32 protein-coding genes and 2 riboswitches are annotated in these 26,456 nt (G+C 37.4%); of the genes, 22 read left to right on the top strand and 10 right to left on the bottom strand.

Translation table 11 applies throughout. From position 1 onward, the window contains the following. Positions 1–23 precede the first annotated feature (23 nt). From AC1VU3_RS09180 to AC1VU3_RS09160, 5 genes are all read right to left on the bottom strand, one after another. Complete coding sequence (locus tag AC1VU3_RS09180) at positions 24–641, bottom strand: NAD(P)-dependent oxidoreductase (protein ID WP_480387664.1); 618 nt, start codon at positions 639–641, stop codon at positions 24–26. A gap of 57 nt (positions 642–698) precedes the next feature. After that, on the bottom strand, positions 699–1,277 hold the full coding sequence (locus tag AC1VU3_RS09175) for a hypothetical protein (RefSeq protein WP_480387665.1): 579 nt from the start codon (positions 1,275–1,277) through the stop codon (positions 699–701). A gap of 11 nt (positions 1,278–1,288) precedes the next feature. After that, on the bottom strand, positions 1,289–2,401 hold the full coding sequence (gene ispG, locus AC1VU3_RS09170; protein WP_480387726.1) for a flavodoxin-dependent (E)-4-hydroxy-3-methylbut-2-enyl-diphosphate synthase: 1,113 nt from the start codon (positions 2,399–2,401) through the stop codon (positions 1,289–1,291). A gap of 102 nt (positions 2,402–2,503) precedes the next feature. Further along, positions 2,504–2,827 carry a hypothetical protein gene (locus AC1VU3_RS09165; RefSeq protein WP_480387666.1) on the bottom strand — a complete coding sequence of 108 codons (324 nt, stop codon included), beginning with the start codon at positions 2,825–2,827 and terminating at the stop codon, positions 2,504–2,506. 47 nt (positions 2,828–2,874) lie between these two features. Next, positions 2,875–3,375, bottom strand: a complete 501-nt coding sequence (locus tag AC1VU3_RS09160; RefSeq protein ID WP_480387667.1) for a DUF1189 family protein — start codon at positions 3,373–3,375, stop codon at positions 2,875–2,877. A gap of 172 nt (positions 3,376–3,547) precedes the next feature. On the opposite strand from AC1VU3_RS09160, the gene AC1VU3_RS09155 reads away from it, so the two are divergent. The 4 genes from AC1VU3_RS09155 (at position 3,548) to AC1VU3_RS09140 (ending at position 8,721) form a co-directional block, all read left to right on the top strand. Beyond that, the gene (locus AC1VU3_RS09155) at positions 3,548–5,179 is read left to right on the top strand and encodes a Na/Pi cotransporter family protein (RefSeq protein ID WP_480387668.1); all 1,632 of its coding nucleotides are present in this window, start codon (positions 3,548–3,550) and stop codon (positions 5,177–5,179) included. Next, positions 5,180–5,659, top strand: a complete 480-nt coding sequence (locus AC1VU3_RS09150) for a DUF456 domain-containing protein (RefSeq protein ID WP_480387669.1) — start codon at positions 5,180–5,182, stop codon at positions 5,657–5,659. It abuts the gene before it with no gap. Positions 5,660–5,774: 115 nt separating this feature from the next. Then, entirely contained in the window at positions 5,775–6,383 is a 609-nt protein-coding gene (locus AC1VU3_RS09145; RefSeq protein ID WP_480387670.1) for a superoxide dismutase, read from the top strand. A 103-nt stretch (positions 6,384–6,486) separates the two neighbouring features. Then, a complete protein-coding gene (locus tag AC1VU3_RS09140) occupies positions 6,487–8,721 on the top strand; it encodes a peptidoglycan D,D-transpeptidase FtsI family protein (RefSeq protein WP_482983335.1) in 2,235 nt (744 codons plus the stop codon). Positions 8,722–9,090: 369 nt separating this feature from the next. Here the strand turns inward: AC1VU3_RS09140 and AC1VU3_RS09135 are convergent, their stop codons facing one another. Further along, a complete protein-coding gene (locus AC1VU3_RS09135) occupies positions 9,091–9,537 on the bottom strand; it encodes a hypothetical protein (RefSeq protein ID WP_482983334.1) in 447 nt (148 codons plus the stop codon). Then, entirely contained in the window at positions 9,534–9,896 is a 363-nt protein-coding gene (locus tag AC1VU3_RS09130; RefSeq protein ID WP_480387673.1) for a hypothetical protein, read from the bottom strand. Before AC1VU3_RS09130 ends, AC1VU3_RS09135 begins: the two co-directional genes overlap by 4 nt. A 166-nt stretch (positions 9,897–10,062) precedes the next feature. Here AC1VU3_RS09130 and rpmG point away from each other — a divergent pair, with 166 nt between their 5' ends. The 5 genes from rpmG to AC1VU3_RS09105 all read left to right on the top strand — a co-directional run bounded on the left by rpmG (position 10,063) and on the right by AC1VU3_RS09105 (position 14,497). Then, positions 10,063–10,212 carry a 50S ribosomal protein L33 gene (gene rpmG / locus AC1VU3_RS09125; protein ID WP_053588882.1) on the top strand — a complete coding sequence of 50 codons (150 nt, stop codon included), beginning with the start codon at positions 10,063–10,065 and terminating at the stop codon, positions 10,210–10,212. 55 nt (positions 10,213–10,267) lie between these two features. Then, positions 10,268–10,870 (top strand): 5-formyltetrahydrofolate cyclo-ligase, encoded by a 603-nt coding sequence (locus AC1VU3_RS09120; RefSeq protein ID WP_482983333.1) that lies wholly within the window; start codon positions 10,268–10,270, stop codon positions 10,868–10,870. Next, positions 10,854–11,048, top strand: coding sequence for a YqgQ family protein (locus AC1VU3_RS09115; protein WP_480387675.1), 195 nt, complete (start codon positions 10,854–10,856; stop codon positions 11,046–11,048). Before AC1VU3_RS09120 ends, AC1VU3_RS09115 begins: the two co-directional genes overlap by 17 nt. A gap of 244 nt (positions 11,049–11,292) precedes the next feature. Beyond that, positions 11,293–13,176: an LTA synthase family protein gene (locus AC1VU3_RS09110; RefSeq protein ID WP_480387676.1), complete on the top strand. Its 1,884-nt coding sequence runs from the start codon at positions 11,293–11,295 to the stop codon at positions 13,174–13,176. 196 nt (positions 13,177–13,372) lie between these two features. Continuing rightward, complete coding sequence (locus AC1VU3_RS09105) at positions 13,373–14,497, top strand: YqgU-like beta propeller domain-containing protein (RefSeq protein ID WP_482983332.1); 1,125 nt, start codon at positions 13,373–13,375, stop codon at positions 14,495–14,497. A gap of 298 nt (positions 14,498–14,795) precedes the next feature. Here AC1VU3_RS09105 and AC1VU3_RS09100 read toward each other — a convergent pair whose 3' ends face one another. Beyond that, positions 14,796–14,975, bottom strand: a complete 180-nt coding sequence (locus AC1VU3_RS09100) for a DUF2759 domain-containing protein (protein ID WP_480387678.1) — start codon at positions 14,973–14,975, stop codon at positions 14,796–14,798. Between the two features lie 152 nt (positions 14,976–15,127). Between AC1VU3_RS09100 and AC1VU3_RS09095 the strand changes: the two genes are divergently transcribed. Next, a complete protein-coding gene (locus AC1VU3_RS09095; RefSeq protein WP_480387679.1) occupies positions 15,128–15,766 on the top strand; it encodes an MBL fold metallo-hydrolase in 639 nt (212 codons plus the stop codon). 40 nt (positions 15,767–15,806) lie between these two features. On the opposite strand, the gene AC1VU3_RS09090 is transcribed toward AC1VU3_RS09095, so the two are convergent. Continuing rightward, the gene (locus AC1VU3_RS09090; RefSeq protein ID WP_480387680.1) at positions 15,807–16,049 is read right to left on the bottom strand and encodes a DUF2626 family protein; all 243 of its coding nucleotides are present in this window, start codon (positions 16,047–16,049) and stop codon (positions 15,807–15,809) included. A gap of 140 nt (positions 16,050–16,189) precedes the next feature. Then, entirely contained in the window at positions 16,190–16,861 is a 672-nt protein-coding gene (locus AC1VU3_RS09085; RefSeq protein WP_482983331.1) for a helix-turn-helix transcriptional regulator, read from the bottom strand. 175 nt (positions 16,862–17,036) lie between these two features. On the opposite strand from AC1VU3_RS09085, the gene comGA reads away from it, so the two are divergent. The 12 genes from comGA to AC1VU3_RS09025 all read left to right on the top strand — a co-directional run. After that, the gene (gene comGA, locus AC1VU3_RS09080; protein ID WP_482983330.1) at positions 17,037–18,050 is read left to right on the top strand and encodes a competence type IV pilus ATPase ComGA; all 1,014 of its coding nucleotides are present in this window, start codon (positions 17,037–17,039) and stop codon (positions 18,048–18,050) included. Beyond that, complete coding sequence (gene comGB / locus AC1VU3_RS09075) at positions 18,031–19,089, top strand: competence type IV pilus assembly protein ComGB (RefSeq protein ID WP_480387683.1); 1,059 nt, start codon at positions 18,031–18,033, stop codon at positions 19,087–19,089. Before comGA ends, comGB begins: the two co-directional genes overlap by 20 nt. Positions 19,090–19,103: 14 nt before the next feature. Further along, the gene (gene comGC / locus AC1VU3_RS09070) at positions 19,104–19,430 is read left to right on the top strand and encodes a competence type IV pilus major pilin ComGC (RefSeq protein WP_480387684.1); all 327 of its coding nucleotides are present in this window, start codon (positions 19,104–19,106) and stop codon (positions 19,428–19,430) included. Further along, a complete protein-coding gene (comGD, locus tag AC1VU3_RS09065) occupies positions 19,417–19,845 on the top strand; it encodes a competence type IV pilus minor pilin ComGD (RefSeq protein ID WP_482983329.1) in 429 nt (142 codons plus the stop codon). Before comGC ends, comGD begins: the two co-directional genes overlap by 14 nt. Further along, complete coding sequence (locus tag AC1VU3_RS09060; RefSeq protein ID WP_480387686.1) at positions 19,835–20,140, top strand: hypothetical protein; 306 nt, start codon at positions 19,835–19,837, stop codon at positions 20,138–20,140. The genes comGD and AC1VU3_RS09060 overlap by 11 nt, the downstream gene beginning before the upstream one ends. Beyond that, positions 20,122–20,574: a competence type IV pilus minor pilin ComGF gene (gene comGF, locus AC1VU3_RS09055; RefSeq protein ID WP_480387687.1), complete on the top strand. Its 453-nt coding sequence runs from the start codon at positions 20,122–20,124 to the stop codon at positions 20,572–20,574. The genes AC1VU3_RS09060 and comGF overlap by 19 nt, the downstream gene beginning before the upstream one ends. Beyond that, complete coding sequence (locus tag AC1VU3_RS09050; protein WP_480387688.1) at positions 20,552–20,758, top strand: hypothetical protein; 207 nt, start codon at positions 20,552–20,554, stop codon at positions 20,756–20,758. The genes comGF and AC1VU3_RS09050 overlap by 23 nt, the downstream gene beginning before the upstream one ends. Positions 20,759–20,772: 14 nt before the next feature. Then, on the top strand, positions 20,773–21,285 hold the full coding sequence (locus AC1VU3_RS09045) for a shikimate kinase (RefSeq protein WP_480387689.1): 513 nt from the start codon (positions 20,773–20,775) through the stop codon (positions 21,283–21,285). A gap of 118 nt (positions 21,286–21,403) precedes the next feature. Continuing rightward, a riboswitch (glycine riboswitch) is annotated at positions 21,404–21,497 on the top strand. Positions 21,498–21,500: 3 nt separating this feature from the next. Further along, a riboswitch (glycine riboswitch) is annotated at positions 21,501–21,583 on the top strand. A gap of 89 nt (positions 21,584–21,672) precedes the next feature. After that, positions 21,673–22,776 carry a glycine cleavage system aminomethyltransferase GcvT gene (gene gcvT, locus AC1VU3_RS09040; protein ID WP_480387690.1) on the top strand — a complete coding sequence of 368 codons (1,104 nt, stop codon included), beginning with the start codon at positions 21,673–21,675 and terminating at the stop codon, positions 22,774–22,776. 24 nt (positions 22,777–22,800) lie between these two features. After that, positions 22,801–24,147 carry an aminomethyl-transferring glycine dehydrogenase subunit GcvPA gene (gene gcvPA / locus AC1VU3_RS09035; RefSeq protein ID WP_480387691.1) on the top strand — a complete coding sequence of 449 codons (1,347 nt, stop codon included), beginning with the start codon at positions 22,801–22,803 and terminating at the stop codon, positions 24,145–24,147. Next, a complete protein-coding gene (gcvPB, locus tag AC1VU3_RS09030) occupies positions 24,140–25,600 on the top strand; it encodes an aminomethyl-transferring glycine dehydrogenase subunit GcvPB (protein ID WP_482983328.1) in 1,461 nt (486 codons plus the stop codon). Before gcvPA ends, gcvPB begins: the two co-directional genes overlap by 8 nt. Before the next feature lie 554 nt (positions 25,601–26,154). Further along, on the top strand, positions 26,155–26,456 hold a 302-nt coding region (locus AC1VU3_RS09025; protein ID WP_482983327.1), incomplete at its 3' end, for a transposase.

The raw sequence follows: 26,456 nt of genomic DNA, 5'->3' as shown, positions 1-26,456 counted from the left end.
CTCCTGGATTGCCTTTTGTTCAATCATTTTGCTATGGAGATGGATGTGCGAATGTAATGGTCATTTTTTAATGCTTTTATAATAAAGTCTGCTACATCAGCTCTTGAGATACTTTTAGCTTTCTCCGGAATACCTATTTCTGCCTCTCTATAATTACCAGTAAACTCTTTATCTGTTAATCCTAGTGGGCGAACAATTGTATATTCCAAGTCCTTTTGTAGGATAGATTGAACTGCTTTTTTATGGTCAGCTAAAACATTTCCAAGCATTTTCATTATTAGTTTTCCTGATAGTCCTGGAATTTCCCCGTCTATCCCAGCAGAAGCAATATAGATGATTCTGCTTATCCCATGAGCGACCATTCCATCCACAATATTTTGAGTCATTTTTTCTAGATCAGTAGATTTTTTTAGGCCATTCGATGACCCTAAGCAAGACAAGACAGCATCATGATTTGCGATGGCATTTTCCACTGCGGTCTTATTAAAAGCATCTCCCTGAAGAATGCGAAGATTCTCATGCGTTATGTTTAGTTTTTCTGGATTACGGACAAAAGCGGTTACATTAAATCCTTGCTCTAACGCTAATCGAGTTACAATCTTTCCAACTCCACCTGTTGCTCCGAAGATGATAATATTCATTTCTTTTCCCTCCATTTATGTAAAAAGGATAACCAAAGAATGGTTATCCTCCTCTAACTATTTAATCGAAGTCACAAACTCTTTTTCAATCCATTCGTTTGCCTCAAGCCAGTTATTTACCCTTATAACTCCTTTGGGTATAGACATCTGGTTATAAGGGGTATTAAATAACAACACAGGAATATTTAATTCTTCATGAATCTCCACGGCGTTATCATGCTTATCTTCAAAGAATACATGAACTTGGTGCTTTCGTGCTGTCTCAATCTTATTATGGGTTCCTATGAGCTCAATATGATCGTAAAGCAGCTCCTGTCGTTTAAACCATTCTAAGGTGACATCTCGAACATTTTCACCGCGAGCAGAAATAAAATAAAGCTCGTATTTTTCCTTCCAAGCAGATAAAACTGCGTGAGCATCCTTCTGAATAGGGGAGGATGCATAGATGATTGGCTCCGTCTTTTTAAACCAATGATAAAATTCTGTTCGATCAACTGGAAAGGCCTTCGTTAAATCATATTCCTTAATATCCTCCAGTTTTAAATCACATTGAAATGCTTCATTGATATGGGGAAGCAGGGATGTAGGGCACGTGACTGTACCATCTATATCTATGCCGAACCTTACATTCGTCATTGTATCCCTCCTTAAACCTGTTGTTTCTCTTCTTCAGCTTTTTCAGCAGCTTGTTTGGCAAAATATTCTTCTGCAATTTTATCAATTTCAATTTTTAGTTCATCTACCATTGTTGCTTCAGGTACCTTACGGACAATTTTTCCTTTACGGAATAAAAGACCCTCTCCTCGAGCTCCAGCGATTCCGATATCCGCTTCTCTCGCTTCACCTGGTCCATTTACTGCACAGCCAAGTACTGCAACCTTAATAGGTGCTTTAATAGTAGAGATATATTCTTCTACTTCATTTGCAATAGAAATCAAGTCTATTTCAATTCGACCACAAGTAGGACAAGAGATAAGAGTTGCTGCATTAGAAGACAATCCAAATACTTTTAAAAGTTCTCTTGCTACTTTAACCTCTTCCACTGGGTCTGCACTCAATGATACACGTAATGTATTACCGATTCCCATTGCTAAAAGCGTCCCTAATCCTGCTGCACTTTTAATAGAACCTGCAAAAAGGGTTCCTGATTCAGTGATTCCTAAATGCAGTGGGTAATCGAATGCTTCAGCAGCTTTTCGATACGCCTCGATCGCTAAGTTTACGTCAGAAGCTTTCATAGAAACAATAATATCGTGGAAATCTAGGTCTTCTAATATTTTAATATGATGGAGAGCACTTTCAACCATTCCGTCAGCAGTTGGATAACCATATTTCTCAAGAATTTTCTTTTCTAGAGAACCTGCATTTACTCCAATACGAATTGGAATACCTTTTGCCTTTGCAGCATTAACTACTGCTTCTACTTTTTCCTTACGACCGATATTGCCCGGGTTGATACGAATTTTATCCGCACCTTGCTCAATAGCAATCAATGCAAGTTTATAATCAAAATGAATATCCACAACTAGTGGTATATTAATACGTTTTTTAATTTCACCAATTGCATAAGCAGCACGCTCATCAGGACAAGCTACACGAACAACTTGACAGCCGGCTTCCTCTAATCGTAGTATTTCTGCAACAGTAGCTTCTACATCATGTGTTTTTGTAGTTGTCATACTTTGAATAAAAAGCTCATTACTACCACCTATAGTCAAGTTTCCAACTCGAACAGGTCGAGTTTTGGAACGATGAATGATTTCACTCATGAAAATTCTCTCCTTCTTCAGGCTAAATGCCGTCACTATTCACCATTTTATCAGTCTCTTTGTAGATATGACAAGAAAGAAACATTTTACTCCTTATTTGCAGAGAGATTTTTCTGAAGTTAAAGGGAGAAGAACTTTTTCTCCTGCTTTAAATGTCTGATTCATTAGATGTGGGTTTAAGTTATAAAAATCATCTAATCTTTCTGTAAACGATTCAAAATGTTCACTAGGATATAGAGCAAACACAGAGTAAATGGTATCCCCAGGTAATATTTCTACGGATATGTACTGAGGTGCTTCTAAACAGCTTTCTTGAGTATTTTGAGAATAAGCCAATGGAATGGTACCTTCGAACAGGTCCACTTTAATAATATAGAACGTTAAACAAATAATAATAGTTGCGATAAATATTCTCATAATTTCCCCCCTTGTCCAACATTATGTTGAAGAAGAGAAGTTTATGATTATCTTTGTTTAGGATAATACGTTGTAGCAAGATATAAATATAGAAGTGTTAGCCCATAAACGACAAGCTGTGTGAAAGTATTTGACCATTGGAAAATAGTAAATAGTAATGTTAATAACATAGGGAGTGTACTAGCAAACAAGGCAGATCTCCAAAGATGTCTATATTCGCCTCTTCGTTTTCTTAAGCTTAAAATGATTTGGCCAATGTATCCAAAGACACTGATTCGGACAAAGATAAAGAGGGTATTTAAAACAAATAAGAAAACAAAAGCGAAAGGATAGAGAAGCCATTCTATTTCTGAAAAATAAATAAGGAAACCTTCCATACTTTCTTGTTGTAATGATATACCATTTATAAAAGAGATAAAAGAAAGTATAGTTAGAAGAAATATGTAAATAAATATGTATTGCATAACCTTTCCTATTGGAACTAAACGAAAGGCAGCAATTTTTTTAGGACTAAGTAAACTTTCTTTAAATAATTGATATAAACTCATTTTGTCACCCTTTCTCCTTTTATTTTATCATCCATTTCTCAGGGAAAACAAAGCAAATTTTCATCCATTGTTAAGTTATTGTAAAGATTACCTCTATAATCTTTACAATTCCTCAAACAAATTACCATAATAAGTAGTAAAAATTTTGTTGTCTAAGGAGTTGTTCAAGCCGGTGGAACTAAATTGGCAAGAGATGTTATTTCAATTTTTCGGTGGATTAGGGATCTTTCTCTTTTCTATCAAATTCATGGGCGATGGATTAAAAAAAGCTGCGGGAGATCGTTTAAGAGATATCTTAGATAGATACACAACAAACCCGTTTATGGGTGTACTCGTAGGGATAATAGTAACTGTATTGATCCAATCCAGTTCGGGGACAACCGTAATTACTGTAGGTCTAGTTAGTGCTGGTTTTATGACTCTTCGCCAAGCAATCGGAGTCATCATGGGGGCTAACATTGGAACTACTGTGACTGCCTTTATCATTGGATTTGATGTGGGAGCATATGCTTTACCTATTCTTGCTATTGGTGCCTTTCTTATTTTCTTCTTCAAAAAACAAGCTATCCAAAATTTTGGTGAGGTCATTTTTGGTTTTGGTGGATTGTTTTTAGGCTTAGAGCTAATGAGTGGAGGAATGAAGCCTCTTCGGGAATTGGAGGCCTTTACAGACTTTACCTTGACAATGAGTGATCATTCTTTCTTAGGTCTTATTGCAGGAACAATTTTCACATTAATTGTTCAAAGTTCAAGCGCAACAGTTGCTATTTTGCAAGGGCTATATGCAGAAGACCTTCTTACTCTTAAAGGTTCTCTTCCTGTATTATTCGGTGACAATATCGGGACGACTATTACAGCAGTTCTAGCCTCTCTAGGGGCGTCTATTGCTGCTAAGAGAGCAGCTGCAACACATGTTTTGTTTAACGTAGTAGGTTCTGTTATTTTTATTATTTTCTTAACGCCTTTTTCTATCTATATTGAGTGGTTGGCAGGAGTATTAAATTTAGAGCCTAAAATGCAAATTGCATTCGCACACGGTTCTTTTAATATTGCAAATACGATTATTCAATTCCCTCTTATTGGAGCTTGGGCGTATTTGGTAACGAAGTTTATCCCGGGTGAAGATACAGTAATTGAATACAAGCCGAAACATTTGGATGTAAACTTTATAGAAACAGCTCCTGTTGTGGCTATCGGACAGGCGAAAGAAGAAATTATTCGCATGGGTGAATTAAGTATCCAAGGCTTAGAAAAAACATTTTCATTCTTGAAAACAAAAAATAAACGAGATGCTGACCTTGCTTATCAAATTGAAGATGCACTGAATAATCTAGACCAGAAGATCACTGATTACTTGGTGAAACTATCCTCTCAGTCTTTATCTCCACAAGAATCAAGCAGGCATAATCTATTAATGGATTCTGTAAGGGATATTGAGCGTGTAGGAGATCATTTTGAAAATATTTTAGAGCTGGTTGAATATCAAGAAACACATCGAATTACAATTACGGAAGATGCAATGGCTGATGTGTCGGAGATGTTCGAACTTACCATTAGTACAGTCAAAAAAGCAATAGAAGCACTAAATACGAATAATGAACAACTTGCGCTTGAAGTTGCTAGTCAAGAGGACGTTCTTGATAAGATGGAGCGTCAATTTAGAAAAAATCATATAATTCGTGTCAATGAAGGAAGATGCTCTGGACAAGCAGGTATAATGTTTGTAGATATTCTAAGTAATTTAGAGCGTATTGGCGATCATTCGACCAATATAGCAGAGGCGGTACTAGGGAGACGTGGGTAAATGGATTGGTTAGGTTGGGTATTAATCATAGCTAGCTTTATAATTGCTTTTATGGGGACGTTTTATCCAATTATTCCTTCTTTTGTTTTTATGTTATTGGGTTATGTCCTTTATGGCTTGTTTTTCTCCTTTGAAGAACTGAGCTGGCTTTTTTGGGTCATTCAGCTATTATTTGTGGTCCTATTATTTGGATCAGATATGGCAGCTAACGCCCTTGGTGTTAAAAAATTTGGTGGAACGAAAGCAGGAATTTGGGGGAGTACAATCGGTCTATTAATTGGACCGTTTGTCATTCCCGTAGCGGGTATATTAGTGGGTCCCTTTCTTGGAGCAGTGCTAGCGGAATTACTTGTGACAAGAAAAGGATTTAAGCAAGCCGTTCAATCTGGAGTTGGCTCTCTTGTAGGATTTCTTACTTCCTCCCTGGCAAAGATTATTATTTTAATATTAATGATTATTGTGTTTTTTCTATTTGTATAGTTCAGCCTAAAGTAGGAGAAAAAATTAGTTGTTTTTAATTGAAGGTTTCTATTTATTTTGTTAGGCTAATAAGTGGGAAGATTTTTACTATATTAATCTTTAGGAGGAAACTATAATGGCTTATGAACTTCCAGAATTACCTTACGCGTACGACGCACTTGAACCACATATCGATAAAGAAACGATGAATATTCATCACACAAAACATCACAACACGTATGTAACGAACTTAAACAATGCGGTTGCAGGGAAAGCAGAATTCGAAAACAAATCAGTAGAAGAACTAATTGCGAATCTGGACGCGCTTCCAGAAGATATCAAAACTGCAGTACGCAATAATGGTGGCGGACATGCAAACCACTCTCTATTCTGGCAGCTTCTTTCTCCAAATGGTGGAGGAGCACCTACTGGTGAGTTAGCAGAAGCGATTGACGCAAAATTCGGTAGCTTTGATGCATTTAAAGAAGAATTTGCAAAAGCAGCTACTACTCGCTTTGGTTCCGGCTGGGCTTGGTTATCTTTAGCAAATGGAGAGTTAGAAGTTTCTTCAACTGCTAACCAAGATTCCCCAATCATGGAAGGAAAAACTCCATTATTAGGTTTAGACGTTTGGGAGCATGCTTACTACCTAAACTATCAAAACCGTCGTCCTGACTATATCTCCTCTTTCTGGAATGTAGTAAACTGGGATGAAGTTTCTAAACGCTACGCAGCAGCAAAATAATTCCTTTTAAAATGAAACCTAGCACACACTTTTTCGTCAAAAAGTGTGTGCTTTTTATGTTACAATAGGTAGGATGAATTTATAAGGTAAGTAGGTGAACATCATGCGAAAAATTCCAACCAAGAGAACACAAAACGCAAAGGCTAAACAACGAGCAAATATTACTTTTCGTATGAATATCCTTTTCTTTTCTATTTTTGTATTATTTACGTTATTGATATTTCGCCTTGGATATCTACAAATCGTGAAGGGTGAAGAATATACAAGGGAAATAGAACAGACAGAGGAAGTTCCTGTTAATACAAGTGTGCCCAGAGGTAGGATATACGATAGTGAAGGGCGAATTCTTGTAGACAACAAGCCCCAGCGAGCAATCACGTATACAAGGATGCAAACAACAAAAGCAGAGGAAATGTATGGGGTAGCGGAAAAACTTGGTAAGCTGATTGAAAAAGATACGAGCTCTATAACCAAAAGTGATTTACAGGACTATTGGTTATTTCTTAATTCACAGCTAAAAGAGCCTGTCGACTTGTTGACAAAGGAAGAAAGAGCAGAAATCTCAAACGATGAAGATATGGACAAAACGGAAAAAAATAGAGCAATCGACCGTTTAACAAGAAGTAAAATCAGTGAAGAAGAGCTTAACTCCTTTAGTAAAGAGCAACTGGAGATTATTGCAATCTATCGAGAAATGGCTACAGGATATGCTCTTTCTCCACAAATTATAAAAGGCGATGAGGTAAGCAAAGAAACTGGTGACATTATAGAAGTGACAGTAGAGGAGTTTGCCCGCGTTTCAGAAAGATTAAGTGAATTACCAGGGGTTAACACAACAACTGATTGGAGGAGGGTATATAATTCCTCCCTTGCTATTCTTGGTCGTACAACCTCTCCAAAGGAGGGGATTCCTAATGACACCCTCGATTACTTCCTGTCTCGAGACTATACTCGTAACGACCGTGTTGGTAAAAGTTATTTAGAAAAGTATTATGAGGAAGTGCTACAAGGTCAAAAGAGTGTAGTGAAAAATATCACAGATGGTAGAGGCCGTGTAATTGATGTACAAACCGTTTATGAAGGGCAAGCCGGTAATGAGTTGGTTTTATCTATCGATAGTGAGCTTCAATATAAGATGGAAGAGCTATTTGAGAAGCAGCTACTTGACATGAAAAAAAATGCTGGGACAAAGTATCTGGACCGTGCATTTCTTGTTATCATGGAACCAAATACCGGGGAAGTGCTTTCTTTAGTAGGAAAAAAAGTTACGAAAGATACGGAAACAGGAAAGTTAGAAGTAAATGATTACGCTTTCGGAACCTTTACCACAGCTTATGAGGTAGGTTCTACTGTGAAACCAGGTACTGTCCTGACGGGGTATAGAGAAGGCGTAATAAACATGGGAACGCGATTATTAGATGAACCAATCCTGATTAAAGGATCTAATCCAAAAAGTTCGGTATTTAACCGAAATTCCAAAATTTGGATGGATGATTTAACCGCACTTGAGCGTTCTTCAAACGTTTATATGTTTAAAATAGGTTACTTACTTGCTGGAAGAGTTTATCAACCAAATCAATCTATTAATTTCGGGGTAGATGCGTTCCATAAACTTCGAAATGGATATGCTCAACTAGGGCTTGGCGTTCATACAGGGATTGATTTACCTGGAGAAGTTACTGGTGTTACAGGGGGCTTTACGCAGGGGAACCTACTGGACTTGGCGATAGGGCAATATGATACGTATACACCATTACAGCTTGCTCAGTTTGTCTCTACTATTGCGAACGGTGGTACTCGTTTAGAACCTCACGTTGTGAAAGAAATCAGAGAGCCTTCCGAAGATGGCGAACATCTTGGTAAATTGGTCAAAGAAGTAACACCTAAGATACTAAACGTGGTGGAAAATTCTAAAGAAGAAATAGACAGAGTTAGAGAAGGGATGAAGCGTGTTTATTCTGGTAACCAAGGAACTGCTTACAAAGCCTTTTTAGGAGCTGAATATACAGCTGGAGGAAAGACTGGTACTGCTCAGTCGTTATATTGGGATGCTGAGCAACGAAAGAACGTCGGAACCGTAAACCTGACTCATATAGGCTTCGCCCCATTTGAAAATCCAGAAATCGCCTATGCTATTGTAGTACCTTGGGCTTCAGTGGAGTCAAACTATCAAACGAACTATACAAGCGCACTTGCTCGCCAAGTAGTGGACACCTATTTTGCGATTCAAAAGAAAAATAGTCAGCTGAAAAAAGAAGAAGATATAGCAAATCAGCCAATTTTACCTGCATATACGAATGAACAGATTGACGAACTTGATGCTGAGGCTAATGAATAGTTTCGACGAAGAAAAGACGAGTGTTCTTTTCTTCGTTTTTTTATTTCTGTCACACTTGTCTTCTGTCTTCTTTTTTGCTCAATCAAGTGAAACTGTATTTTTGTGTAAGTAACTTTATAGGTTCGGAGCAGTGTCGGCGACTCCTGCGGTTGCAGGGGAAGGTACTGAAAAAGTCCATAAAATATTAACCGTGAGTATGTGAATGAGATCAGGTCACCACTTGCTTTTTTATATCGTTGATTTCCATTGTGGCCTCCGACGCAGTGAAGAACCAGAGTTCAAAAAAAGCAGTTATGATTCTAATTGTAAAATATAGAATCATGACTGCTTCTCATTTGATTTGTCCTGGCCTCTAATTATGAATAGTATTTATTGGCTCTTCGTGATAATGTCTACAATTTGCTGGATAGACATTTCTGAACTCAGTTCATATTTGCCTACTTGAATTCTAGAAGTCAAGTTGTTTTCTATTAAGTGATCCTCTAAGTCATTTTTATGATCAATAATTTGTGTGTTCTCGAGAAGTGCGCTTACCTCTGACGATGTCATACCAGTCTCAATCGTTAGAATCGTTGTTCGCACCGGCTGTGTAGCGACAGTTTGCTGGGAGCTTTCATTATTTGCTTTGTCTATATTTAATTGTAAGTCGGCTAGCTGCTGTTTAACTGCTTGAAGCTCTTCTTGTGAAGCTTTATAAGCAGTCTCTAAGTCTTTCTCTGGTGCAGGCGTATCATGGGAAATGACGTTATAAATGGTTAAGACTGTGCCGGAGAGGAATATACCTATTCCTAAATACCTTATAGCCATCTTGTTCATTTATTTGCACCACCGATGACCGATTTAATTTGATCTATTGTTAAAGAGGATCTAGCGCTAATTTCGCCCAAGGAAAAGCCCTGCTTATGTAATTCTAGGACCTGATTTTTCAGTATCTCATGAATAACAGGGGTACTTTTCTTAGAAGGGAGAGGCTTACTCCTATTCTCAATCAGAAGCTCTTCTTCTATTATCTTCATTCTACGCTTTAAAGTGCTGGTCTCTTGATAAAAAGAAAATGAGAGCTCTTCCATATCCTTTTCGATTTTCTTGTTGGTATCTTTTATAAAAAAGGATACGATAATTAAAATAATTCCGATAATAATTAATGTAACAGAGAAAATATCCAATTTATTCACCTCTTTGATAATATATCTTTACTCATACTACCATATATAAAAAATCTTTAAAGAAATTCTTATAGTATATAGTAGATTTTCTTTTATTTTGTGCTATAATTGGTTAGTCGTATAAATCATGCTCAAGTTTTATATCAAATCCTGGCAAAGAGTGGGAGGGACAAACATGCGCGTTAATATTACATTAGCTTGTACAGATTGCGGAGAGCGCAACTATATTTCTAAGAAAAACAAGCGTAACAACCCAGAACGTCTTGAACTTAAAAAATATTGCTCACGTGAAAAGAAAATGACTCTTCATAGAGAAACAAAATAATATCCTAAACCAAAACCCCGTGGTTTTGGTTTTTTTCTATCAAGGGAGGTCCCTCATGAAAAAAAGTGAGATAAGAAATGATATGAAACGAAGACTTGCAAACATAGAGCATGATGAGTACTTAGAACTGTCTGGTTGTATTAAAGAGAGGTTTTTGAAAGAAGAAATAAATAAAAAGAGTAACACGGTTGGATTGACTATCTCTAATTTTCCGGAAGCGGATACAAAAGAGGTTATACAAGCTCTTTGGAACTTAGGGAAACAGGTTGTGGTTCCAAGATGTAATCCGAAAGAACGAACCATGCAGTTTTATTTGTTGGAACACTTTAACGACCTGGAAAACGTATATATGAACCTATGGGAGCCCAAAGTAGAGAATTCTACTTTCGTTGCAAAAGACGATATCGACTTACTTGTGGTGCCTGGAATTGTATACAGTATAAGTGGTTATAGAATAGGCTATGGTGGTGGCTATTTTGATCGCTATCTAGTAAATTATAAAGGGGATACTGTTTCTCTGGCTTTTAATTGTCAAATTACGGAGAGTGTTCCAACAGACCTGTATGATTTGCCGGTAAATCGGATTATTACGGAGGATCAACTTATCAACTGTGAAGAGTATCGAAAAGCGGGTGCACATAATGAAAACAGTCTATGATGTTACACAGCTGTTAAAGCGTTTCGGGATCTTTGTCTATACAAAAGATCGAATTGCTGACCTAGAAATGATGGAAGCGGAAATAAGAGAGCTTTATCAAATGCAGCTTATTGAAATAAAGGAATATCAAATGGCTATTTTGATTTTAAGACAAGAAATTAGTAAATTAACCCAATAGACAGCTTTTGCTCTTGGAGGAAAGGTATTTTTTTGTGAGAAAATAGTCCCGTTATAAATATAGACATATTTACTAGGAACTTTTTCAGGTTTAAACTCGTCCAATAAAGGGTAAACCAAAAGAGGAATTGTAAAAAATATCTAAATATCTCTTTCTTTAAGGTTGCTTTCTCTGACCAAAAGGATTAAGATATACTCTGTTACTTTTTCTCATAATTTAAGAGTGAAAAGGGGAGGATGTAGGCATGAAAACGAAAAAATGGCCGACACATTCTATTCTTGTAATTGCTCTAGTGGCTACTTGGATTAAAACCTATATTGTTTACCACACGAGCTTTGATATGAAAATCGAGAATATAATGCAACACGTAATTTTATTTATAAACCCATTGAGCTTCTTGTTCTTTATTTATGGGTTGTCCTTATTTTTCAAAAGTACGAAAGCTAGAAATAGATATATCGTTATTACTAGTTTTGTGCTTGCGGCAATTCTTTATGGTAATGCGGTCTTCTACCGTTTCTTTACAGATTTTATTACCATCCCAGTACTGTTCCAGACAAGTAACTTTGGTGATTTAGGTTCTTCTGCATTAGAAAGTATCTATCTAACAGATGTCTTCTATTTCACAGATTTCTTAATTATTCTGGCTGCTGTTAAATTGATTTCCGTAAAAGAGAAAATATCAGTGGTAAAACCAGCTACAAGAAGAGCTTATTTTGTTTTAACTGCAGCGATTCTGTTTTTAAATTTAGGATTGTCTGAGATTGAACGTCCACAGCTCTTAACTCGTAGTTTTGACCGAGAAATGCTTGTGAAAAATATTGGTTCCTATAACTATCATTTATATGATATTTATATTCAATCCAAATCTCATGCACAAAGAGCACTTGCAGACGGAAGTGAACTAGTAGAAGTAAATAACTATGTGCGCTCAAATCAAGCTGAACCGAACGAGGAATTATTTGGACTTGCGGAAGGACGAAACCTAATCGTGGTGTCCATGGAATCACTTCAATCATTTGTCCTGAATAATGACATGAATGGACACGAAGTAACCCCATTCCTCAATACTTTAACAAAAGACAAAGATACTTTTTACTTTTCGAATTTTTACCACCAAACTGGTTTAGGAAAAACTTCCGACTCAGAATTTCTAGTTGAGAACTCTTTGTATCCGCTAGGTGGTGGTGCTGTATTCTTCACGCATGGTGAGAACACCTATTATTCAATGGCTGAACGTTTAAATGATGCAGGTTACTTCACAAATGTCATGCATGCTAATAAGAAAAGCTTCTGGAACCGTGATATGATGTATCAATCACTTAATGTCCAAAAATTCTATGATGTAACTAGCTATGATGTTACAGATGAAAACTCTGTAAACTGGGGCATGAAGGATATCCCATTCTTTGAGCAGTCTGTACAGCATATGAAGGAAATGCCACAGCCTTTTTATTCAAGAATGATTACCTTAACAAACCATTTTCCTTTTGATTTAGATGAAGAGGATGAACTGATCCCTCCATACGATTCTAACTCACGTACGTTGAATAAGTACTTCCAAGCAGTACGTTATATGGATGAGGCTCTTAAGCTTTTCTTTGAAGATTTAAAAGCGCAAGGTCTTTATGACAATTCAATCATTGTTATGTATGGAGACCATTATGGAATTTCAGAAAACCATAATGCGGCAATGTCTAAATATCTAGAAAAAGAAATTACGCCATATGAGGTTGCTAAACTTCAAAGTGTTCCTCTCTTTGTACACATCCCTAACAGCGGTGTTGGAAAGGAAGTAACAGAGGTTGCTGGACAAATTGATTTAAGACCTACTGTGCTACATCTATTAGGTATTGAAACAACGAGAGATATGCAATTAGGTGCTGATATTTTTTCAGAGGATCATGAAGAATTTGTGATTTTCCGAAACGGCGGCTTCATAACAAAAGATTTTGTATACACTAGTAACACATGCTATGAGAATGGCACTGGTGAAGAAGTGGATATAGAAAGTTGCCGTCCTTATATTGAACGGGCTACCCAAGAGCTTGGTTATTCCGACAAAATAATTAACGGAGATTTACTACGTTTCTATGATTTGAAAACGGGGAATCTCTTAGTGGAATAACTACTGTAAAAAGCACAGACAATCGTCTGTGCTTTTTTATAAAGATTAGAAAGATGCAATACTCTAAAGAGGGAGAGTAGATGCTTGGTTTTCTATTTTAAAATAAAGAAATAAAATGACTTTTTCAATATTTTTATTAGAAAGACGTAACAAAATATTATTAGCTACGTCTAATAGAGAGTGAAGGGGGGAGTCGATGAGAAAATTATACATAATCCTTCTCCTTTGTTGTATTTTCTTGGTGAGCTGTAAAGAAGATCATGCAGAGGAGCTAATAGAGAAAGATACACCAATACAAGAACCTTCTAAGAATGAGCAGCAGTCTTTAGACAATGAACCATCGCCCCCGCAGAATGAAATACCCACTCTACAGCTCGAGCGTTCAACTTTTCATAGTGTTATTGGTTGGTTAAATGATGAGGAGATTTTATTCATACTTCTCGATAATGGGAAATGGACTGTCCAAGCTTACTCAATTGAGTATAAATCTTGGAGAACCATCTATGAGACGAGTTTCCCGATCATCCAGGGAGAGATTCATCCCTCTAAAGAGATGATTATGTTGCATGTATCGGAGAACTCATCTTCAGCAGAAATTCAGCTAATAGATACAAAGGGCGTGCTTGAACAATCTCTTCATTTTGAATCTGCTGAAATGTATATGAGCTGGCACCCTACGAACCCTCAGCTAATTGCATTCTCTGCTTTTTATGAGGATTGGTCATACAGTTCTTTCGTTTACAATGGAAAAGAACAAGACTTAATGGCAATAGAAGTGGATAATCCGTTTATTAAGTGGTACGATGATGAGCACCTAATGGTGTTTGAATGGGAAGAGTCGAACCTAGATGGAAGCAAGCTCTTACTTTATTCTTTCAGACAGCAGGTGATGAAGGAAACAAAATGGGAAAATATATTGGATGTGATCTTTCTCGGCGATGCATATTTGTATATTCAAATAGAGGAGGAATCTGATAATTTCCGTTATCAGTTGGTTAATAAAGATACTGCAGTAAAGCAAGAGTGGACAACGCCTGCAGTTAGTAATTACTCAGAATGGGTAATACCGAACATTTCTGTTCTCTATCCTGATAAAATCATCATGAGCAAGCCAACTCAAGGGGGGAACATTGATACAATTCAGCAGAAAAATCTTTTAACTGGCTACTCCATAGAGGAAACGGAGGAGTTTGGGATAGTTAACAGTTTGCCTATTGATTGTTCGCCTAACGGACAGGTTTGTCTAAGTGGTTATGAAAAGGAAAAATGGATTCAGATAGAGCCATTTAAAGGGGTAGATTGGTTAGAAATTAAGGAATAAAACGACCTTGCTTATACTTTATTGGGACAAAACTTTGGATGTTTACAAAAAGCAGTCCCGCTAAGTTTCTTTGAAGAGATAAAGTAAAGGTAACCAATCTATGGATTAAATATAGTCTAGAGTGATAAGTACTGAAAATGCACTAGTAAACTCTAGGCTCAGATTTCAAAAATATATGCTCATTTTTATTTACACACAAAAATACCTCGAGAAGCTAGCTTCCCGAGGTATTTTATCTTTGGCTTGAATTTGCTCTTTGCTATCCGATTTTAGGAATAGCAAACAAGAGCTAATTTCTTTAGTGTAATGTTGGTGGATATCCTTGGTGAAGAACAGTCATTACTACGAAGAAACCAAATACTGCAAATGTTCCTAAGTTAAACAGAACGCCAAGCACATTCTTTTCTTTAATTGCTTGGAAAGTACCTATTGCTGCTAAAATTGCAACTAACCCAAAAATAACGATTAATAAGTTCATAAAGACACTCCTTCCGACATTGAAAATGAATGTCGCCATTACAATATTCATCTTCTATTGTAAATGTATTCTATAATTTTGTCGAGTAAAAAAAGTGGCAATTAATTGAACATTAGAACCATATTAGATTAAGATATTAGAGAGGTGAAAAAATGTTAAACATACGAACATATCAGCTTGGCTATATTCAAACTAATTGCTATGTCATTTCCAATCAACAGAAGGAGTGCTTAATAATTGACCCAGGTGGACATGCAGCAGAATTTATTCGTGAGCTTAAAAAACTGCAGCTTAAACCTTTAGCAATATTACTGACACACGCCCATTTTGATCATATTGGCGCCGTTGATCAAGTAAGGGATGCGTATTCTATTCCAGTATATTTACATAAGGCAGAAGAGAAGTGGCTAAAGGATCCACTTAAAAATGGCTCTGGAAAGTATGCAGAAATTCCATCAATTAGCTGTAAAGACGCAGACCATCTAATAGAAAAAGAGCAGGAAATGAATATTGGAGATTTTTGTTTTCAACTACTAGTGACACCGGGTCATTCTCCAGGTAGTGTAACGTTCTATTTTAAAGAGGAGGGCTTTGCTATTGTAGGTGACACACTCTTCCAAAACAGTATTGGACGGACAGATCTCCCTGGAGGCAATCAGCAACAGTTAATGGACTCCATTCATACAAAGCTATTATCAATGCCAGAGGATACAATTATTTATCCAGGTCACGGCACAGCTACAACGATTTCAGAGGAAATGACGCATAACCCTTTTCTAAACGGATTTTGACATAAAAAAGCAGCTCTTTTAGAGAGCTGCTTTTTGTTTACTAATGTCCTGCACCAGGTACATGAATAAACGTTGTGTAGTATGTAAACCCGGCGAAGAAGAACATTAAGTAAGCCCCAAAGATATACATATACATACGTTCAGAAAGGTTCAAGAACCCTAAAAGAAGGAATAATCCCGTATTTGCTAAAAATATTAAAGATGCTGGCATCATATCACCTAAATAAAACATAACTGCGAAAATCCCTGTCCAAAATGCCATCACTTTATACATATTGCCCATTATAGTCCCTCCTTTAACAAACGAATACAAAAAATAAACTCTTTTCCATTATAAATGAATTAGTTCATACATGTAAACCGAATAATGATTATAGTAAGCTGAAAATATTTTATTGTCACAAATATGATTCATCTTCTTCATTATAAAACTTTTATTTTATATACGCAATTCGCACAATTCTTTATCATACTTTCTAATTGAATAAATTCATTCTCTGGAAATAGAGAATCATAAATCCCTTTCAGGTATGATTCATGGAGGCTACATATGATTTCAGAATGGTCGTTGATGAGCCCTTTATAGGGACAATTATAGATTTGAAACGTAATGATTCTTTTTCCTTCCTGTTCCATAATAGATGGGATATATCCTATGAAATCGGCAACTTCGTTTATTACTTTTACTTTTTCTTCAAATGAGGTTGGGATATTAGGAATAGCTTTTTTTCCGGATTGATAGCTAATATCTTTTGCTTTACGCCATGTATCCTCACCAGAGGTAGACACAAGTTCTATAAGCCAACCTAATAATAATCTGTTCTCTTGCTTAGGAAAGCTTAAGTGTATTGGGTCATTTGCTATTTCGTATACTCTTGCTGGCCGCCCTCCCTGACTTTTCTTTTCAAGGTTGGATACGATTAGTTTGGATTCAGTCAGCTTTGTTAGATGAAGTCTTGCTACGTTAGGGTGGATGTTAAACTCTTTGGCAATCTGTTGCACATTTACCGCACTCGTTTCTTTTGCAATAAATTGATAGATAGAGTATCTCGTTTCATCTGCCAGGGTTGAAGAAAGTTTTAAGGTATCGTTCATACAATCACTCCATTTCCTGTTAAATATATTATAAAGGAAGGAAGAGCTTCCACAAAACAAATTATTAATTCACTAAATCTTGCTAATTATCTCTTTATTTATTTATCGTTTCACAGTATACTGTTTTTTACAAGGCTTACTGCGGCCAAGCCTTATACTGGAGAAAGGGGTTACCGTGAAACTAGAGAATACTGTAGAGCAGAAATGCTTTCGATTGTTAGAAAAAGCACAAAAATTTGGAGCATCCGATCTTCATGTTATTCCGAGCAACGAATATTATGTCTATTATTTCAAAAAAAATAACCAGATGTTCGAGGCAGGAAAGCTCCCCTTGAACTTAGGTGATAGAATTATCTCTTTTTATAAATTTTTATCCTCTTTAGATATCAGCGAAAAAAGAAAACCTCAAAGCGGTTCCTTTCAGCATACCTTTCATACACAGAAATATTCTTTTCGCGTTTCGACTCTCCCATCAGTTTTTGGAAAAGAAAGTGTCGTAATAAGACTTCAACAGCATGATAACGCAAAAATTATTCATTCCCTTTCCTTATATCGAGATTCCTCCGATAAAATTATCGAAATGGCAAATAATCGCTGGGGGATGATCCTCTTTGTTGGTCCGACTGGATCTGGAAAATCTACTACTATGTATTCTCTTACAAAATATTGGGCCGAAACGTTGAATCGGCATGTTATTTCCCTGGAGGATCCAGTAGAGAACAGTCAGTCTCATCTATTACAAATCCAAGTCAATGAGAAATCAGGAGTAACTTATACTGCGGGTTTAAAAGCTATTTTAAGACACTCACCTGATGTGATTATGATTGGAGAGATTAGGGATGAAGCGACAGCAAAGGCGGCAATACAAGCCGCTCTAACCGGTCATATGGTCGTTTCTACGATCCATGCTAGAAATGGCTTAGGAGCCCTTTATCGATTAATGGATTTAGGAATTACCCCTGATGAATTAAAGCAAACGATCACAGGTATCGTTACTCAACAATTGGTCAAGGTAGAGCGAGAAAATGCAACTGGATTATCAGCACTCTATGAGATTATCTCCGAGGAGATCCTAGAGGAAGCTTTAAAGTCTCTGCAGTATGGTGGGAAGTTTTGTATGCCGGAGCATCTAACACTCTCTTTCCAATTAAATAAGGGGGTAAAAGAAGGTGTCATTCAGCATAGCTAAACTTTTAAGAGAAAAAGGAACCTGTCATATTTCAAGAAAAAAGCATTCTTCGTTTTTAACAAGGCTTAGCGACCTCCTAGAAGAAGGCTATACCTTTCATGATTCAATCAAGCTTCTTTTGCCTTTCTATTTGAAAGACTCTTCCAAAGCGTATGAGCGAATAGTAGAGGAACAGAAAAAGGGCTCCGACCTCATAGAGGTATTTAAGATATTAGGGTTCCCGAGCAGAATTATTCTTCCGATTCACCTATCCTCGGTTCATGGCTTGTTAGAGGATACTACTAGAGTGTTGGCGAAACACAGTGCGATGTATGAAAAGACAGTCAAACGTATGAGAAGTCTACTTATATATCCACTATGTCTATTCATCGTCATCTTTTTCTTATTTGCTGTTTTTCGAATGTATTTTCTTCCGAATATGGAATCCCTCTTCTCATCAAGAAATGCAACCAATCATTCACTTTTCCTTTCCAATTTTTTATTAAACCTTCCTAACTTGTTTTTTCTTTTATCCTTTCTCACTATTTTCTTTCTCTATTTGTTTAAACTTTGGCTCGATAGAAAGGACATGGAGCTCAGAAGAAAAGTGCTCCATCGTATTCCGATTATAGGAGATTGGCAAAAGCTGATTGTCACTCATGTATTTGCTAGGGAGATGGGGACACTACTGGAAAGTGGATTGTCTCTACAAAACTCCCTTTCAGCTTTAATTTCTCAACATGAGGACCCACTACTAAAGCTTGTAGGAGAAAAAATGGAGCTAGAAGCAATTAAGGGAAACTCATTTTGTGAATCTGTCATAAATATAGAATTTTTCACAGCTGATTTTCCTCAATTTATTTCACATGGAGAGAATAGTGGCTATTTGGGGAGAGAACTGACTCTCTATAGTGATGTTTTAGCTGACCAAATAGAGGTTAAGCTTACGCAATATCTCAATATTCTTCAGCCTGTTTTATTCCTAATTCTAGCCCTGTTTATCATGGGTGCTTACTTATCTATCTTATTACCTCTTTACAAAACAATAGATTTTATATAAAAGGAGCAAAAAATATGAAAAAAATAAGAAACAATAAAGGATTTACTTTAGTCGAAATGATGATTGTACTGTTAATAATTTCTGTATTGATTCTTGTTACTATACCAAATGTTACGAAGCAGTCAGCTAGTATTGATAGCAAAGGATGCGAAGCCCTAGTCAAAATGGTAGAAGGCCAAGTCGGTTCTTACAAGATAGACCATAAAGAAGTACCCACCATGGATCAACTAATTGAGAACGATTATCTGACAAATTCAAATAAGACTTGCTCCAATGGTAACGAGATTATCATTACAAATGGGATAGTATCGGTTCAAGAGAAAAATGATGAGCAAAAATGATGGTTTTACTCTACTTGAGGCTTTGATAGTATTAATGATATTTATGCTTATAAGCTCTTCTGCTGTGATGATTACGACCTCACAAATCGATGAAAAGATAGAGAAAAATTTTTTTCGACAATTCAATACAGATATTCTCCAAATGCAAGCAATGGCGTTAGCAGAAGCAAAATATGTATATATGGATTTTAGTCAAAATGGCAAAAAATATGCTATAAAACATCATAATACTTTGTATGTAGAGAGGGAGCTCCCTAATGGGATTAATTTGACTGAGGCTAGCTATCTTCGGGTGTTAGGTTTTCACCCTCATGGAACAGTTAGTCAGTTTGGTTGGTTTCTTTTTGAAGTTAAAGGGGAGCAAAAGAAGATTACTGTAAATATTGGTCAGGGGAAATTATTATATGAGGAATGAAAGGGGATTTTCTTGGCCAGAAGCTATTACAAGTCTTGCAGTCCTCATGCTGATAAGCTCTATACTACTTCCCATGGTACAACAAATAGCTAATTCATTGGAGGCAAAGAAGAGAAACTACCATGCATCTCTTGTTATGTATGAAGCAGCTAAGAGATTTCATTCTAACGAAGAAGAAAGTGGTGTGATGAATATAGAGAAGATTGATTATTTTTATGAACTAACATCAGAAGGTATTTGTGTTCTATTTGAAGGGATAGGGGAGGAAGAAAGAAAATGTATTCACCTTCCTTAAAGAAGTCCTCTGAATCGGGCTATACTTTCGTCAATGCTGTCTTGCAAATGTCCATTTTTCTTTTGTTCTCTCAACTATTTCTTTTAACTGTTCACTATATTTATCAGACTGAAGAGCGGCTGACGAATGTGACGGATATGGAATGGGCTATTTTTATCCAACAAGTAGATAGTTATTTAGCAAAGGTAGATAGTATCATTCTTCAAGAGGAGCCTGCTGGTATTCGCTATACAGTAAACCAGGAAGAGTATGATATAGAATATTACCCTAATATGGTAAGAAAACAAAAAAATAAACTTGGCCATGAGCCTTTATTGATGAATGTGGAAAATCTAGTTGTTTCTATGAGTGAACGGTCACTGACTTTTCAGGTAAGATTCAAAAATGGTTCAGAAAAGGAGCATACTATTTATGTTACAGAAGCTGAACAATGAAAAAGGCATGCTATTACCTGCAACAATATTATTACTATTGCTAGTAACAGCTTCTATTATTTCTATGACATCCGCCTACCAAACAAAATATAGAACGTATGATTCATTGGAATTAACCAATATTAATGCTACTATCATTAAAATAGAAAATATTAAAAAACGACAAAATAATACTGGTATGTAGTGAGTGGTGAAAAAATGTATAAAGTCTATTTAGTTGGATTTATGGGTAGTGGCAAGAGTGCAATAGGTAGAAGGCTAAGTTATCTATTAAAGATGCCTTATTACGATATGGACAAGGAAATTGTTAAACAGCAGAAGCGGTCTATTCCGGAAATTTTTGAAACGGATGGGGAGGCATACTTTCGAAAACTTGAAACAGAGTTTCTAAAAAATTTTCGAAAGGAATCATGTATCATTTCCACTGGTGGTGGTGTAGCTATGAGTGAGAAAAATATCCAGATTATGAGACAAACTGGACTAGTGCTATTCTTAGACGCTACTTTCGATGATATTTGGATAAGGATCCGTCATGATAAAAATCGTCCTATCGTTCAGCAAAGTACAAGAGAGGAATTGGAGCAGCTATATAATAGTAGGAAGAAATTCTATCGAAAAGCAGCCCATATTACAATCCGAACTCAAAATAGACACTTAAGGCAAATAACAGAGTATGCTGCTTTTCAAGTAAAACGTTTGAAAGGCGAATGATTTTATCAGAAATTTGTTTAATGTTCGTATCTTCTATATAATACTAAAATTGATTGCCTTATTTACCCCATAATGTTAGGATATAGACAAAGATGAAGAATAATCATTTTCATAGCGGATGATTATATGGGGAGAGAACGCCATTGCGTCGCCGAAGGAGCAAATAATGCGAAGATTATGAATCTCTCAGGCAAAAGAACTCATATAGGACGCAACTCTGGAGAGTGCTTGTCTATAGTTTTGAGAAGCCACCAAAGAGGAAAGCCATTTTGGTAAACTTTCAGGTGCCAGGACAGAGAAACCTACTTAGTAACAAAGGGGTTCCTCTGTCCTTTTTTATGGTCTTGGAGGAACGCAAGCTTGAACGTAAGAGAAGGAGGAAATTACTTGACTGAGCAATTAAAGAGGACACCTTTATTTGATGTGTATGCAGCTTATGGTGGAAAAACGATTGATTTTGGTGGCTGGGAACTTCCAGTCCAATTCTCAAGCATTAAAGAAGAGCATGAGGCTGTTCGTACAAGAGCTGGATTATTCGATGTTTCTCATATGGGAGAGATAATTGTAAAAGGGACAGGAAGCGAAGCCTTCTTACAAAAACTTATAACTAATGATGTTTCCAAATTGGCAGTTGGTCAAGCGCAATATACTGCTATGTGTTATACCGATGGTGGAATAGTAGATGATTTGTTAGTTTATAAGCTTGAAGAAAATCATTATTTATTAGTCGTAAATGCAGGTAATATTGAAAAGGACTTTAACTGGATAAAGCAGCATGCAACAGATGACGTAGAGCTTGTTAACCTTTCTGATAGCTATGGACTATTGGCATTGCAAGGACCAAAGGCAGAAAAGATACTTCAAAAGCTTACCTCTACAGACCTTTCTTCTATTAAATTCTTCCGTTTTCAAGATGAGGTTGAAGTGGCTGGTAAAAAAGTGCTTGTGTCCAGAACTGGTTATACCGGGGAGGATGGATTCGAAATCTATGCATCTAGCGAAGATGTAGCAGACTTGTGGAAAGAGCTTCTAGAAGCAGGAGAAGAGGAAGGTGTTCTACCTTGCGGCCTAGGTGCTAGAGACACATTGCGCTTTGAGGCTTGTCTTCCATTATACGGTCAAGAGCTTTCGAAGGATATCTCTCCACTTGAGGCAGGCATCGGCTTTGTGGTAAAGCTTCAGAAAGATGCTGACTTTCTTGGCAAAGAAGTGTTAGTAGAGCAAAAACAAAATGGCATACCTAGAAAGAGCGTTGGACTCGAAATGATTGATAAAGGGATTCCTCGTACAGGCTATCCAGTCTATGTTGGGGATAAGCAAATCGGATTTGTCACTACGGGAACACAGTCCCCAACCTTTAAAAAGAACATCGGTCTTGCGCTAATTGAAACAGCATATACAGAGCTTGGTCAAGAGGTAGAAGTAGAGATAAGAAACAAGCGCTTAAAGGCAGTAACTGTTGCGACTCCTTTTTATAAAAGAGAAAAATAATCAGAAGAAAGAGGTTATCCTTTCATGAAGCATCGTTATTTACCAATGACTGAAAAAGATCAGCAAGAAATGTTAGAGGTTATTGGGATTTCTTCCGTTGATGAATTATTTGCTGATATTCCTGAGAAGGTTCGTTTCAAAGGAGAATATAATATTAAGCCTGCAAAAGCAGAAGCTGCATTACTAAAAGAATTGTCACAGCTTGCTGCAAAAAATGCAAACAGCAAACAATATGCGTCCTTTTTGGGTGCAGGTGTGTACGATCACTTTAAGCCTATCATTGTGGACCATGTTATTTCACGTTCAGAATTTTATACTGCTTATACACCGTATCAGCCAGAGATTTCTCAAGGAGAACTACAAGCAATTTTCGAATTCCAGACAATGATCTGTGAATTGACTGGGATGGATTTGGCTAACTCCTCTATGTATGATGGCGGTACAGCGTTAGCAGAAGCAGGAAATCTTGCTGCGGGACATACTCGTCGTAAGAAGCTAGTAGTCTCTGAGGCAATTCATCCAGAATATATTGATGTGGTAAAGGTCTATGCAAGAGGGCAAAACATTGAAGTAGTTACTGTTCCTATGAAGAATGGCGTAACGGATCTAGAAGAATTAGAAAAGGCTGTAGATGAAAATACTGCCGGTGTAATGGTTCAGTATCCAAACTTTTTTGGTCAAATAGAAGATCTTTCGGAGGTAGAGCAGATCACTCATGCAGTGAATGCATTATTTATTGTATCAGCAAACCCTCTTTCTCTTGGGGTACTAACTCCACCTGGCAAGCTTGGTGCAGATATAACAGTAGGTGATGCGCAGCCTTTCGGGATATCTGAAGCATTCGGTGGACCACATTGTGGATTTTTCGCAGTTACTTCCAAGTTAATGCGTAAAGTTCCAGGACGTCTAGTTGGAGAAACAACAGACGAAGAAGGTCGTCGTGGGTACGTGTTGACACTTCAGGCTCGTGAGCAGCATATCCGTCGTGACAAAGCGACATCTAATATATGCTCTAACCAAGCGCTAAACGCATTGGCTGCTTCTGTGGCTATGACAGCTCTTGGGAAAAAAGGAATAAAAGAAATGGCTGTTCAAAATATTACAAAAGCACATTATGCTAAGCAAGCATTCGAGCAAGCGGGCTTTGAGGTGCCATTCCAAGGTGCTCATTTTAATGAAATAGTCGTGAAAGCAGGTGGATCTATCTCTGAAGGCAATCATAAGCTTTTAGAAAAAGGAATCATTGGTGGCTTTGATTTAGGAAAAGTAAATGCTGATTTAAAAAATCATGTGTTAATTGCTGTAACAGAACAGCGTACCAAAGAAGAGATAGATGCACTCGTGCAAGAAATGGGGGCTCTTTATGCATAAGGATAATCAACCATTAATTTTTGAAATTACAAGAGAAGGACGAGTTGGATATAGCTTGCCTGAGCTAGATGTCCCTGAAGTAGACCTTTCTACAATCCTTCCGGAAGGACTAATCCGAAAAGAAGAAGCAGAGCTGCCTGAGGTATCCGAGTTAGATATTATGCGTCACTATACTGCTTTATCCAATCGCAATCATGGGGTAGACACAGGGTTTTATCCGCTTGGTTCTTGTACGATGAAATATAATCCGAAAATCAATGAGTCTGTAGCGAGATTCCCAGGCTTTGCTAATATTCATCCATTACAAGAGGAAGAGACCGTGCAAGGAGCTATGGAGCTAATGTATGACTTGCAGCAATCCTTAGTTGAAATTACTGGAATGGATGAAGTAACATTACAACCTGCTGCAGGTGCTCACGGGGAATGGACGGCCCTTATGATGATCCGTGCCTTTCATGAAGCGAATGGAGATATGGACCGTACGAAAGTTATTGTACCGGATTCTGCTCATGGTACAAATCCTGCATCCGCATCAGTGGCTGGCTTTGAAACAATCACGGTAAAATCCAACGAAGATGGCCTTGTTGATTTAGAGGATCTTCGTAGAGTAGCGGGTCCTGATACAGCTGCATTAATGCTTACGAACCCTAACACACTAGGGTTATTTGAGGAGCATATTTTAGAGCTTGCAGAAATCATTCATGGTGTCGGTGGCAAGCTATACTATGATGGGGCAAACTTAAATGCCGTTATGTCGAAAGCTCGTCCAGGAGACATGGGCTTTGACTGTGTGCACTTAAATCTTCATAAAACGTTCACAGGTCCACATGGTGGTGGAGGTCCAGGATCAGGCCCAGTTGGAGTGAAGGCAGACCTTATCCCGTTTTTACCAAGTCCAGTCCTAGTGAAGAAAGATGAGAAATATACGTTTGATTACAACCGTCCACAGACAATCGGTCGTGTAAAACCTTTCTATGGCAATTTTGGAATTAACGTGCGTGCTTACACCTATATTCGTTCAATGGGTCCTGATGGATTAAAAGCGGTAACAGAGTATGCTGTCTTAAATGCGAACTATATGATGAGAAGATTAGAGCCTTATTTTGATCTTCCATATAACCGTCATTGTAAACATGAATTCGTGCTTAGCGGCCGTCGTCAAAAGAAACTAGGTGTGCGTACGCTTGATATGGCAAAACGTCTGTTAGACTTCGGTTATCATCCACCTACAATCTATTTCCCGCTGAACGTAGAAGAGGGCATGATGATTGAGCCTACAGAAACGGAATCTAAAGAAACATTGGATGCTTTCTGTGACGCGATGATTCAAATTGCGAAGGAAGTAGAAGAAAATCCGGAGATGGTACAAAACGCACCACATACAACGGTGATTAACCGCCTGGATGAAACGAAAGCTGCACGTAAACCGGTATTACGCTATACAAAAGCATAAAATAATGTAGCTGTCTTCTGATTCATTCCCTTGAATCGTAAGACAGCTTTTTTATACTTAGAGGATTCTAACTGAGAGTAACATTTGCCTATCCGAGAATAAATGGCTCCAGAATGAGAGTAAACTGCTCCTATCGGAGAATAAACCGACCTCAACCGAGAGTAACCTTCCGCCGAGCGAGAGTAAATCCCAGCCGAACGAGAATAAAGGCATCTCCACTATCTCTAGCAGACATCGGCCATGCCCTTCCACCATTCTAAGCGAGAGTAAAACCCGGCTATCTGAGAGTAAATACCACCTGAATGAGAGTAAATCCGCTGAATGAGAGTAAACTGCTCCTATCTGAGAATAAACTGACCCCAGCCGAGAGTAACCTTCCGCCGAGTGAGAGTAAATCCCAGCCGAACGAGAATAAAGGCATCTCCACTATCCCTAGCAGACATCGGCCATGCCCTTCCACCAGATTATGTACATATAATTGTGTAAAAGTGAAAAGTCATATAAATTCCTGGGTAAATGTTAGTGTGCGACCAAAAACATTAGGAGGAATTTATATGACTCAACTTAATCTTAACCTAAACATGGAAGAAATTGAAGCGGCTGTACTTGAATCTAATATGAGTAGTACCATCAAGTCTCTTGTTATCTTAACCTTGAATGAATGCATGGAGAATGAACGGGATGCATATCTACAAGCAGAAGCCTATGAACGTACGGAATCCCGTACTTCTCAGCGAAACGGCTACTATGAGCGCGACTATATGTTGGCGATTGGTAAAATCAAATTGAAGGTGCCACGCACTCGTGATGGTAAGTTCTCCACTACTGTGTTCGAGCGATATCAACGCACTGACAA

The sequence above is a fragment of the Psychrobacillus sp. Z16_25 genome (assembly GCF_056856695.1).
This window is presented reverse-complemented; position numbering and strand designations above follow the sequence as displayed.